The sequence below is a fragment of the Polaromonas sp. P1_G2 genome, from assembly GCF_056405515.1.
The window spans coordinates 1-11500 of record NZ_JBFUBY010000127.1; the positions used below are offsets into that span (position 1 = coordinate 1).

Sequence of the window (11500 nt, forward strand, 5' to 3'; positions counted from 1 at the left end):
GCCGTGGGCCTCATGCGCTCGCCGGGTTCATCAGGCTGCCCACCACGGCCAGCAGGCCGTGGGCCTCATGCGCTCGCCGGGTTCATCAGGCTGCCCACCAYGGCCAGCAGTGTTTCGGGTTCAATGGGTTTGCACAGCCAGCCGGTGGCGCCGGCCTTGCGGGCGTCGGCCTTGCTGGCGTCGTTGCTGAGGGTGCTGAGCACCAGGATGGGCACATCGGCGGAGCCGGGCCGTGCGCGCAGCTGGCGCGTGAGCTCGCAGCCGTCCATCGGAATCATGGCCCAGTCCGTCAGCACCAGGTCCACGGGTTTTTTCACCAGCTGCTCGAGCGCGGCCTTGCCGTCGCCGGCCAGCAGCACCTGGTAGCCGCCCTCTTCCAGCACGGCCGAATTCAGGTGGCGCATGACGGCCGAGTCGTCGACCACCAGGATGGTTTTTTTGTTCGTCATGTCCGGCTTTCAGGTTTGGCGGGGGCGGGGTTTAGCGGCGGCGGCCCGCCGGCGCCGCGCGCGGTGTTGACCGGCTTGATGCCGGGGGCGGCGTTGTTCGCAGTTTTGGCGGCCGGGGGAGTCTTCGCGTAGGGCGCGGTGGCGGTCGCGGCATTGCCGCTTTCGATGTCGGCCTGGGCGCGCTTGTTGAGCACCAGGATGCTGATGCGCCGGTTGACGGCCGCATAAGGGTCGTCGGTGTTCAGGTTCACACTGGACGAAACGCCCATGACGCGCAGGATTTTCCCGTCCTGCATGCCGCCGGCCACCAGCTCGCGGCGCGAGGCGTTGGCGCGGTCGGCCGACAGCTCCCAGTTGCTGTAGGACTTGTCGCCCTGCGAATACACGGTGGCGTCGGTGTGGCCGGACAGCGTGAGCTTGTTGGGCTGCTCGTTGAGCACCGGCCCGATCTCGCGCAGGATGCTGCGCATATAGGCCACCACCACGGCGCTGGAGCGGTCGAACATGGGCCGGTTGTTGCTGTCGACGATCTGGATGCGCAGGCCCTCGGGCGTGATGTCGATCAGCAGCTGCGGCCGGAACTGCCTGAGCACCGGGCTGGACTCGATCATGTCGTCCAGCCGCTCCTTGAGCGCTTCCAGGCGCTGGCCGTCGTCCGGGTCCTTGCTGCTCTCGCTCGAGGCCTGCCGGACCTCGCCGTCGGCGTGCGTCATGTCGGCGCCGCCGCCGGGAATCACGTTGGTGCTGGTGCTGCTTTTTTTGCCGCCGTTGATGGCCACCTTCAGCGGCATCTTGAACTGGTCGGCGATGCCCTCGAGCTGCTTGGGCGAGGAAATGCTCAGGATCCACAACACCAGGAAGAAGGCGAACATGGCCGTCATGAAATCGGCGAAGGCGATCTTCCAGGCACCGCCGTGATGGGCGGCCGCCTTCACGGGACGCCGGATGACGATGATTCTTCGCGCGCTCTCGCTCATGGCAGTTCCGTTCGGCTCTGATTGCTTGCGTCAGCCGGCGCCTCAGCGCGCCTTGACTTCACGCACGTGCCCGTCGAGCTCGATGAAGGACGGCCGCTCGGTCGAATACAGGATCTTGCGGCCGAACTCCACCGCCAGCTGCGGCGCGTAGCCGTTGAGGCTGGCCATCAGCGTGACCTTGACGCACTGGTAGGCCTTCAGCGACTCCGCCACCTTGTGCTCTATCAGCGTGGCCAGCGGCGACACGAAGCCGTAAGCCAGCAGGATGCCCAGGAAGGTGCCGACCATGGCGTGCGCGATCAGCTGGCCCATCTCGGCGGGCGGCAGGTCGGCGGAGGCCAGCGCATGCACCACGCCCAGCACCGCCGCCACGATACCCAGGGCCGGCAGGGCGTCGCCGACGCGCGCCAGGCTGTGGGCCGGGACTTCCGCCTCGTGCTTGTAGGTTTCGAGTTCGTGCTCCATCAGCTGCTCGATCTCGAAGGGGTCGGTGTTGCCGCTCACGATCAGGCGCAGGTAGTCGGTCAGGAACTCCAGCACGCGGGCGTCGGCCAGGATCACCGTGTAGGGCGCGAAGATGGGGCTGTTCTGCGGGTCGTCGATATCGGACTCCAGCGCCATCATGCCGTCCTTGCGGCCCTTGGACAGCAGCACGTAGAGCAGGGCCAGCAGCTCCATATAGAGCGCCTTGTCGTGCTTCTTCGAGCTGGCCAGCAGCTTGGGCAGCTCCTTGAGGGTGGCGCGTATGGTGCGGCCGTCGTTGCCCGAGATGAAGGCGCCCACGGCCGCCCCGCCGATGATGAGCAGCTCCAGCGGCTGGTACAGCACACCGAAATGCCCGCCCATCATGGCGTAGCCGCCAAAGACGGAACCCAGGACGACCAGATAGCCAACGATTACGAGCACGGGGTTCTCCTGCGGATCTGTAAAAAAGCCCCGCCCCTCAGGCGGTGCGCGAGCTGTTCATCACATTGGCCAGCCACTGCGATGACGAGAGCGCGGGCGTGCCTGCGGCGGCGCGGGGGCTGCCCTCGGGCTTGCCGCTGCTGGCGCCGTCGTCGGCCTCGTCGCGCCTGGCGCCCGAGGGCCGGGTCTTGCCGGCGCGCGAGGGCGGGCGGCACAGCACGCACACATAGTTGCTCTGCGAGTCGTGGGCATGCGCGACAAACAGGCCCGTGCAGCGCGTGCAGGTGCTCAGCTGCAGCATGTCGCTGTCGAAAAAGCGCACCAGCGTCCAGGCCYGTGTGAAATCCAGCACCGGCTCGCCGCCCTGCTGCTGCACCTGCTCGATGTACAGGCGGTAGCTCTTGATAATGGCGTTGATGCGCGTGCAGCCGCCGTGGACCACCATGAAACGGTAGATGTTGTAGAACATCGACGAATGGATGTTGGACAGCCAGGTCATGAACCAGTCCGTCGAAAAGGGCAGCAGCCCCTTGGGCGGCGAGGTGCCCTTGAGCTCCTTGTAGAGCTTGATCAGGCGGTCCCGGCTCAGGCTGGTTTCGGCTTCCAGGAATTGCAGCCGGGCGCCCAGCTTGATCAGGTCCATGGCCAGGTGGATTTCCCGGGCTTCGACGATGACGCTTTTAGTGGCCATGACGGTTCCCGGGGAAAGCGGCGGCCGTAACCCGTGCGACGGCCATCACCGGACCGCCTCAAGCTGCTGGCCGGACAGCAAAATCGCCGCATGCGCCTGCTGCAGCGCCGGGTTCTTGCCTTCCAGGGTCAGCGCCGACAGCATGGGATGGTCGTCGAACCGGAAACGGCAGAGCAGCAGGCTGGAGCCGGCCAGTTTCACAATCTGGGAAAGCGACAGGCTGCCCAGCAGGTCAGCCAGTTCCCGGCTCATGCCCAGCCGGTACATCGCGAGCGCAATATCTTCACTCACCAGCCGCTTTGCGAGCAGCAGGTAGGCCAAATTCAAATCGCCAATGTCGTTGGCGGTACCAGTTTCAATCACGTTGCGTTCCTGTTCTTTCAAAATTTGCATGTACAGAGGTGACCTGAACATCTACTCGCTATCAATTTCGTCACCCATCACAGATTGATTGAGATGCCTGTCTTACAACTTCACCTCAATTGCAATTTTTAACACATTAAACTGACAATTACATGAACAAATCAAATTTATCAATTAAGTAACATTTAAGCGTCAAAACAAGAAAAATTAGTAATGAATTACTGAATTTATAAAAGCTATTTGTATTTCAATTTCACAAAATATCGATAGTATTAATTTTTAAGTAGTAGTTTTATCAATTTCTAATTGATGCATCCATGTAAGCATTTCCGCGACCGCCAGGTACAAATTGGGCGGAATTTGCGAATCCAGGTCTACATGCATTAACAATTTCACCAATTCGGAGGAGGCGTGGACGTAAAGGCCGCTCTCTTTCGCGCGCTGGACAATCGCCTCGGCGACCGCGCCATAGCCCTTGGCGACCACCGTCGGCGCCTGGCCGCCGGCCCCCAGGGACAGCGCCACGGCGCCGGAACGCGCGGTTTCCGGGCTTTCGGCGGCGTTTCCTTCCCGCGGTTTATCCGGCATCACGGCCTCCCGTCGGGTCCGGCAGGTCCGCCGCGCCGCCTATGCGCAGCTCCGCCAGTTCCAGCCCCACGGCGCCCAGGCGCCGCGACAGTTCGGCGCCGGCCTGGTTCAGCACCGCCACCGTGCCCTCCTGTGAGGCGTCCAGCCGCAACTGGAGCGCGGCGCCGGCCAAGCCCAGGCGCGCATCGACCGTTCCCAGCCGGGGCAGCTTCAGCGTCAGGCGGGTGGTCCATGTCGAGGGCGCCGCTTCCGTCACGTCCTCACGACCTTCGCGGCCCGCCGCTTCCTCGTGTTCATGGCGCTCCTGGCGGATTTCCCAGTCCAGCGGAATGCCCGGCCAGCCCTCGCCGCTCCAGCGAAACACCGGCAGCGCCAGCATGTCCAGTTGCTGGCGCACCAGGCCCACCAGCTCGGGATGGATGGCGGCCGCCGGATGGCCGGCGCGCGCGGTCTCCGTCGACACGGCGGCGGGGCCGGGCGTGCCGGCATCCGGCCCGGAGAAATCGTGCGGGCTGGGCGTCGCGGGGTCCGGCAGGCCGGTCGGGCCGTAGCTGGTGGCCGGGAGCGGCGGGTGGACGGACTCCGCCGAAGGGCCGGCGGACGGCTGCGTCGCGACGCCGGTATCGGGGGCAGCGCCGGCTGCGGCCGGCGGTGCTGCCGCTTCCGGCGTTCCCTGCGGCACGGGCGGCGGAACGGCGGCGGTCCCAGGCAAAGCGACAGCAGAACCCGGCTGCATATATATAGAGGGCGCGGCAGCCGCCCCAGGGGAAGCCGGGCCTTCATCCGCCAGTTGTGCCCCGGCGGGCGCGGGCGCCATGCCGGCCTGCGGCTCACGCGCCAGCTGCGCCAGGGCGCGCTGGCCGGCCGCGAACTGCTGCAGGTGGGATTCGTAAAACAGGCCTGATTCGGCCACCGTGCGCGCCAGGACGGCCGTCAGCACCGGTACCGCAGGCGTGCGCAAGTCGGGCTGCAGCGGCACCCGCCCGCGGATGGCGGGCGTCGTTCCGACCGGCAGGTTCAGCAGCGCGCTCACGGTGCGGGCGGCGGCGCTCAGGGTGACGGCGCCCTCGTGCCTGGCCTGCGCGAAGCCCAGGGCGGCGCCATCGCGGCCGACCAGGCCCGGGCCCAGCTCGCGCTGCAGCGCCTCGCGCGAAGGCAGGCGCACGTCGTTGGTCACTTTTTCCACATTCACCACGGCGCCCGGGCCGGCGATCTCGAGCGCTGCCTTCAGCGGTACCAGGTCCACGCGCTGTCCCAGCCGCGTGGCCAGCAAGGTATCCACCAGAGGCGTCACACCGCTCATAACAGGTGGATGTCGTCCGGCTGGCCGTACGCCTTGTGCAGGCTGCGCTGCCGTTCCAGGCTTTTCATCACGCCCACCAGCTTGGCCAGCTGCGGCATGACCATGCCGAAGATCTCGGTGGTGTTAGCGCTGATGCGGCCCAACAGCACGTACTTGCGGGCCGACTGCGCCTCGTCCAGCGTGCTCAGCGGCTCGATGTCCTTGAGGCGCTCGACCATGCTGCTGCACTGCCCTTCGAGCCGGGGCAGCTCGCCCCATTGCTTGGCGCGCGCCAGCACGAGCATGCGCTCGGTCAGAGGGGCGATCTGCTCGTAGCAGTGCATGACTTCGCTCTGTGATCCCATGAAGGTCAAGCTCCCGCGGAAAAACGCGCCAGCGCGGGGGCGGCGGGCACTTGCAGCGGCTGCGGCCGCTGCGGGTCGATCTCGCGCCAGGCCGAGCTCACGCTGTCCAGCAGCCGGTCGGCCTCGTCCAGCAGCGCCGGGTCGTTGCGCAGGTTGGCATACAGCAGGCGCTGCGTGACGTAGGCGTAAAACGCCGACAGGTCCGCCACCAGCTGGGCGCCGGCCGCGCCGGCGGCGTCCGCGTCCAGGCTGGCCTTCAAGCCGTTGTCGACGATGTTGATGGCCTTGGAGATGGCCTGGCCCTTGGCACTGATGTCCTTGTTCGCCATGTGGTGGCGCGCCATCGCGATGGCCGTCTTGGCGCCGTCGAACAGCATGGTGATCAGCTGGTGCGGCGAGGCGCTCATGGCCGCGCTTTCGGTGCCGACCCTGGCGTAGGCGTTGGCGCCCGCGCGGTAGCTATTGGTGCTCGGCTGGTAGGCCCAGGGCTGGGTGAGCGGTTGCGTGAGGGGCTGGGTGTGGGGTTGGGTATGCATCGGAATTCCGGCTGGCTGGGACGTGCTTGCGTGCGGGTTTATTTCTTGCTCGAACTCATGTTGGCGAACTGCTGGGTCAGGTAGTTGGCGGTGGAGCTCATGCGCGACACCAGCAGGTCCAGCTGGGTGAACTGCGCCTTGTAGCGCGCCACCGTGGCCTCCACCCGGCTCTGGGTCGCCGTGTACTGGTCGTCCAGGGACTTGAGCGTGGTCTTCACGCCCGTGGTTGCGGCGCTGAGCATGCCGTCCTTGCTGGTGAAGGTCTCCAGCAGCGAGGACACCTGCTTGCCGATGCCGGTGGTGCCTGTCGTGCCGGTTCCGGCGAAGAGTTCCGCCACCCCGGCCTTGTTGTCGGCGAACGCGGTCTTCAGCTTGGCGGCGTCGAAGGCCAGCGTGCCGTCCTTCTGGAAGCTCACGCCGACCCGGGACAGCACCTTGAGCTCGCCGGCCTGGGGCGTGTTGAGCGCCGCGCGCAGGCGCGTCTGGACGGTGCGCAGCGTCGAGTCGCCGACCAGCGCCGCGCCCGCCTGCTTTTCCTTGTCGTACTGCGTCAGCTGGCCGGCCGTGGCCTGCAGGCTGTTGTAGGCGGTGACGAAGCTGGTGATGGCCGCCTCCACCGCGGAGGTGTCGCGGCTGACCGTCAGCGTGCTGGCACCGGTCTTGGCCAGCGTCATGGTCACGCCGGGCGCGGCGTCGGTCACCGTGTTGGTCTTGGAGGTCACGGGCAGGCCGCCGACCGTGAGCATCGCGTTGGCGGCGGCGGCGGTCTGCTGCAGGGCCTGCGCGCCCGAAGCGTCATGGTTGAGCAGGCCTTGCAGGCTGGCGTCGCCGGCCACGGAAATGCGCATGCTCGAGGCTGCGCCCGTATCTTTGGAAGTGAGCACCAACCGGTACGGCGAGATCCCGCCGTCGTTGACGATGGCGGCCGTGACGCCGATGTCGGCGCTCTTGTTGATCGCGTCGCGCAACCCTTCCAGCGAATTGTTGCTGTCGTCGATCACGATGGATTTCGCGGCGCGCGCGGTGTCGGCCGTGAAGGACGCGCCGCTGTAGGTGCCGGTGGCGGCGTTCAGCGTGCCACCCGAGATGGTGCCGAAATCAATCGTGACAGTGCCCTTGCCCACGGCGGCCTTGGCGTTAGCCACGCCAGCGGCGGCCAGCGACTGCGCCGCGGCCAGCTGGGTGACGTTGACCGCGTAGGTGCCGGCGGCGCCCGTGGCCGAGGCCGCGGCCGTGAGTACATCGGTGTTGCTGGACGTCGCCTTGACGCCCTGGAACAGGTTGGCATCCGACAGCTTGGCGGCCGCCGCCTGCAAGGTGCTCAGGGCGCCTTGCAGGGTGCCGTAGGCCGACAACTTGGCGGTGTAGCTGATCTGCTGCTTCTGCAGCATGACCAGCGGCTGGCTTTCCGCCGTGGTGAGGCTGGTGAGYAGGCCGCTCAAATCGAGATTCGAACCGATGCCCAAACTTGAAACCGATGCCATGGTGACTCCTCAATGTTTCTGAACTAAACCGCTTGGTGAACCAAGAGGCCCTGCAGCTTGCCGAGCGCCTTCGAAATCCGCACCACCTCTTCCGAAGGCATCTGCCGGATCAGGTCCCCGCTCTCCACGTCGACCACCTTGACGATCATGGTGTCGGCCTCCTTGTCGAACTCGAACTGCACGCCGATGGACGCCATCCGCAGGGACTCGTTGATCTCGGCCAGCGCGGCGCGCTCCTGCGCGGGCGCGGGCGCCGCTTCTTTTTCAGCGGGCACCTCGCGGGACGCGCCGGTGCGGCCGGTCGCGGCCGAAGGCGGCATGGCATCACGCCACGGAGCGGCTGTCACGGCACTGGAAGGAATCGTCATGCTGGCTCTCCTGAGAAATCGCTAGGCACTCCCGCCTGAACCCTCAAGCGGGAGTGCGTAGCGCAGGCGGACACAGCCGCCTGGCTTGCACAAAAACCAGGCACACCTTCCGAAGAGGGCGTGCCTTGCGCGATTAACGCAACAGGGACAAAACGCCCTGGGTCGTCTGGTTGGCCTGGGCCAACACGGAGGTACCAGCCTGTTGCAGGATGTTGGCGCGCGTCATGTTGGACACTTCGGTCGCGTAGTCCGCGTCTTCGATGCGCGAACGCGAGGAAGACAGGTTGGTCACCGTGGTGCCCAGGTTGGAGATCACCGAGTCAAAACGGTTTTGCACCGCGCCCAGCGAACCGCGCAGGTCGTCGACCATCTTCAGCGCCGCATCGATCTTGGACAACGGGTTGATCGTGGAGGCGCCGACGAATTCAGCGGTCGTGCCGCCGGCCGGGTTGTTCAGTTCGATCGCGGCGGTGCCGGTGTCGTTCAGCGTACCCGTGGCATCACCGGCGTCAACGATCGCGCTGGCGGCCGTTGCGTAGTTCTTGCCCTGGATGCTGACGTAGCCGGTCGTGGSGCCAGCTGCGTCGGCGCCAACCTTGACCAGCTGGTCGGTGATGGTGACGGCGGGCGTGACGCCGGCAGCCGTGTCGGTGTAGTCGATGTCGGCCGTGTTCAGCGTGACCAGGCCGCTGCCGCTGGTGCGGTCCACGGTGGCCGAGTAGTACTCGTCGCCCGCCTTGACCACGAACACGCCGCTGCCGACGCCGGCTGCGGTCTGCACTTCATGCAGCGACAGATCGGCGGCCGTCAGGCTGGTGCCGTTGGCGGTGTTCAGCGCCGTGACGCTGGTCGCCGCGAAGTTGACGGTGGCCGAGCCGGTGGCGGCGGTGTTGTCCACCACGGTGGTGATGGCGGCGCCGACTTTCAGTTCATTCTTGGAAACCGTCAGCGAGTTCAGCTTCAGGCTGGCGGAGTCGATCTGCTTGAGGCCGATGTCGATGGTTTCGCCGTCGTTGGCGCCGACCTGGATGCTCAGCTTGCTGTTGGAGGCCAGCACTTTCACGCCGTTGAAGTCGGTTTGTGCCGAGGTACGGTCGATTTCAGCGAGGCGCTGGGTGATTTCAGCCTGGATCGAAGCCTTGTCGGCGGTCGAGTTCGAACCATTGCTGGACTGGACGGCCAGTTCGCGGATGCGCTGCAGGTTGCTGTTGATTTCGGTCAACGCGCCTTCAGTCGTCTGCGCCAGGGAGATGCCGTCGTTGGCATTGCGTTGCGCAACAGCCAGGCCCTTGATGTTGGACGTGAAGCGGTTGGCGATGGCCTGGCCGGCTGCGTCGTCCTTGGCGCTGTTGATGCGCAGGCCGGAGGACAGGCGCTGGATCGCGGTGTTCAGCGACGACTGCGACTTGTTGAGGTTGTTCTGCGTGAGCAGGGAAAGCGAGTTGGTATTGATGACTTGGGCCATGAGGGACTCCTGGATTACATGAGGTTGTGGACTCCGGCTAACTTGCCGTCACGCTGGCCTTGCTGTCTTGACAGTCTGCAAGCCACCGTTGTCCAGGTTATCGGCCGGGCCCCGCCAAACCTTTAGCGGCACGCTGAAAATAAATCCGCATCGCGTGCCAACACCTCACGTCAGGCCGGCATGTTCATGATTTCCTGGTAGGCCGCGACCACGCGGTTGCGCACCTGCAGGCCCATCTGGAAACCGATGTTGGCCTTCTGCATGTCGACCATCACGTCGTTGAGCGCCACGCCGGGTTTTCCGAGCTCGAAGGCCTCGGCCTGGCTGTAGGCGTGCTGCTGGCTGTCGCTGATGCGGTCCAGCGACTTCTTCAGYTCGCCGGCGAAGCCACCGGAGGCGGCCTCGGGGCCGGCCGGCGCGGACATGCCCGACGACTGCGCAAGYACGCGCATTTGCTGGAGTACGGACTCAATGGATGTGATCGACATGGTGTTTTCCCGGCGCATGGGCGCCCCTTGCTTGATGAACGGGTTGAAGCGTACCAGCGGGTGAATCGCGGCATCAGGCCAAAAGACGGCAAAAGCCCCGGCTATTCAGCGGATCGGGAAGGCCGGCCGGCTCTGACAATTCTTCACAAGGACCGGCCCCCGTGCACCTCCCTGCCCGCCATGCCGGTCGACTTTTTCGCCTTTGAATAAGACCTGTTGTATGCCAACTGTTGTTTCAGCCACCACGCCCGGCCGCACGCGCCGCCAGCCTCCAGGCCAGCCCCGGCTCCACGCCGCGCATCCGTGCGTAGCCGGGTGAGCGCGTGAACACCGCCGTGCTGGGCGCCGAGGCGGCCCCGTCCAGGATGCCGCCCTGGCTGGAGCAGCTGCGCGCCAACCCGCGCCTGCCGCTGATGATCGGCGCGTCCGCCGCGGTGGCCGCCATCGCGGCGCTGTGGCTCTGGAGCCGCGCGCCCGACTACGGCGTGCTCTACAGCAACCTGTCCGACCGCGACGGCGGCGCCATCATCGCGTCGCTGCAGCAGATGAACATCCCCTACAAGTTCACCGAAGGCGGCGGCGCGCTGCTGGTGGCTTCCAACAAAGTACCCGAGGCGCGCCTGCGCCTGGCCGCCCAGGGCCTGCCCAAGGGCGGCACCGTCGGCTTCGAACTGATGGATGCCCAGAAGTTCGGCACCAGCCAGTTCGCCGAGCAAGTGAACTACCAGCGCGCGCTTGAAGGCGAACTCGCGCGCTCCATCAATTCCATCTCCGCCGTCGAATCGGCGCGCGTGCACCTGGCACTCCCCAAGCCTTCGCTGTTCGTGCGCGACCAGAAAAAACCCAGCGCCTCCGTGGTGCTGAGCCTGCACCGCGGCCGCAGCATCGACGAAGGCCAGGTCAGCGCCATCGTGCACCTGATCTCCAGCAGCGTGCCCGAACTCTCGGCCAAAAGCATCACCGTGGTCGACCAGGCCGGCAACCTGCTCTCGGCGGCCAACGCCGGCACACGCGGCCTGGACGTCAGCCAGCTCAAGTACACACAAGAGATAGAGCAGGGCTACATACGCCGTATCGAGGCCATCCTGCAGCCCATACTCGGCGCCGGCAACGTGCATGCGCAGGTCGCCGCCGACATCGACTTTTCCATCGTCGAGAACACCGACGAGAAATTCCGGCCCAACCAGGAACCCGGCACAGCGGCCATCCGCAGCCAGCAGTCCAGCGAATCCGGCCAGCTCGGCAACGGCCCGGCCACCGGCGTACCCGGGGCCCTGACCAACCAGCCGCCGCCCGACCCGGTCGCCCCCATCACCGCGCCCTCGCAGATCAAGCAAGCCACCCCGCCCGGCGCGGCGCCCGCGGCCCAGCTCAAGATGAGCGCCGAACTCGGCTCGGCCGGCGCGGCCCCGCGCAGCGCCGGCGCCGGCGGCAACTCGCGCAAGGACGTCACCACCAACTACGAAGTCGACCGCTCCATACGCCACACACAGCAGGGCGCCGGCGGCATCAAGCGCCTGTCCGTCGCGGTGGTGGTC

General features: G+C 66.1%; 14 protein-coding genes. 1 reads left to right on the forward strand and 13 read right to left on the reverse strand.

Annotation, left to right across the window (positions count from 1 at the left end; genetic code table 11):
- Positions 1–65 precede the first annotated feature (65 nt).
- The 13 genes from AC1D0P_RS14185 to fliE all read right to left on the reverse strand — a co-directional run bounded on the left by AC1D0P_RS14185 (position 66) and on the right by fliE (position 9962).
- On the reverse strand, positions 66–449 hold the full coding sequence (locus AC1D0P_RS14185) for a response regulator (protein ID WP_477677328.1): 384 nt from the start codon (positions 447–449) through the stop codon (positions 66–68).
- Positions 446–1426: a flagellar motor protein MotB gene (gene motB / locus AC1D0P_RS14190; RefSeq protein ID WP_477677329.1), complete on the reverse strand. Its 981-nt coding sequence runs from the start codon at positions 1424–1426 to the stop codon at positions 446–448. Before motB ends, AC1D0P_RS14185 begins: the two co-directional genes overlap by 4 nt.
- Positions 1427–1468: 42 nt before the next feature.
- Entirely contained in the window at positions 1469–2332 is an 864-nt protein-coding gene (gene motA / locus AC1D0P_RS14195; RefSeq protein WP_477677330.1) for a flagellar motor stator protein MotA, read from the reverse strand.
- 37 nt (positions 2333–2369) lie between these two features.
- On the reverse strand, positions 2370–3023 hold the full coding sequence (gene flhC / locus AC1D0P_RS14200) for a flagellar transcriptional regulator FlhC (RefSeq protein WP_477677331.1): 654 nt from the start codon (positions 3021–3023) through the stop codon (positions 2370–2372).
- 45 nt (positions 3024–3068) lie between these two features.
- Positions 3069–3416: a flagellar transcriptional regulator FlhD gene (gene flhD, locus AC1D0P_RS14205; protein WP_436157596.1), complete on the reverse strand. Its 348-nt coding sequence runs from the start codon at positions 3414–3416 to the stop codon at positions 3069–3071.
- Between the two features lie 249 nt (positions 3417–3665).
- Positions 3666–3974 (reverse strand): EscU/YscU/HrcU family type III secretion system export apparatus switch protein, encoded by a 309-nt coding sequence (locus tag AC1D0P_RS14210; protein ID WP_477677332.1) that lies wholly within the window; start codon positions 3972–3974, stop codon positions 3666–3668.
- Positions 3964–4791: a flagellar hook-length control protein FliK gene (gene fliK / locus AC1D0P_RS14215; protein ID WP_477677338.1), complete on the reverse strand. Its 828-nt coding sequence runs from the start codon at positions 4789–4791 to the stop codon at positions 3964–3966. Before fliK ends, AC1D0P_RS14210 begins: the two co-directional genes overlap by 11 nt.
- A 482-nt stretch (positions 4792–5273) precedes the next feature.
- Positions 5274–5621: a flagellar protein FliT gene (locus AC1D0P_RS14220; RefSeq protein ID WP_477652288.1), complete on the reverse strand. Its 348-nt coding sequence runs from the start codon at positions 5619–5621 to the stop codon at positions 5274–5276.
- A gap of 5 nt (positions 5622–5626) precedes the next feature.
- Positions 5627–6157, reverse strand: a complete 531-nt coding sequence (fliS, locus tag AC1D0P_RS14225) for a flagellar export chaperone FliS (protein WP_477677333.1) — start codon at positions 6155–6157, stop codon at positions 5627–5629.
- A gap of 38 nt (positions 6158–6195) precedes the next feature.
- The gene (fliD, locus tag AC1D0P_RS14230) at positions 6196–7641 is read right to left on the reverse strand and encodes a flagellar filament capping protein FliD (protein ID WP_477677334.1); all 1446 of its coding nucleotides are present in this window, start codon (positions 7639–7641) and stop codon (positions 6196–6198) included.
- A 23-nt stretch (positions 7642–7664) separates the two neighbouring features.
- Positions 7665–8009 (reverse strand): flagellar protein FlaG, encoded by a 345-nt coding sequence (locus tag AC1D0P_RS14235; RefSeq protein ID WP_477677335.1) that lies wholly within the window; start codon positions 8007–8009, stop codon positions 7665–7667.
- A 133-nt stretch (positions 8010–8142) separates the two neighbouring features.
- Positions 8143–9474 (reverse strand): FliC/FljB family flagellin, encoded by a 1332-nt coding sequence (locus AC1D0P_RS14240; protein ID WP_477677336.1) that lies wholly within the window; start codon positions 9472–9474, stop codon positions 8143–8145.
- Positions 9475–9644: 170 nt separating this feature from the next.
- A complete protein-coding gene (gene fliE / locus AC1D0P_RS14245) occupies positions 9645–9962 on the reverse strand; it encodes a flagellar hook-basal body complex protein FliE (RefSeq protein ID WP_477677337.1) in 318 nt (105 codons plus the stop codon).
- A gap of 365 nt (positions 9963–10327) precedes the next feature.
- Here fliE and fliF point away from each other — a divergent pair.
- Positions 10328–11500 (forward strand): flagellar basal-body MS-ring/collar protein FliF (gene fliF / locus AC1D0P_RS14250; protein WP_477677339.1); only part of this gene is annotated, 1173 nt, incomplete at its 3' end.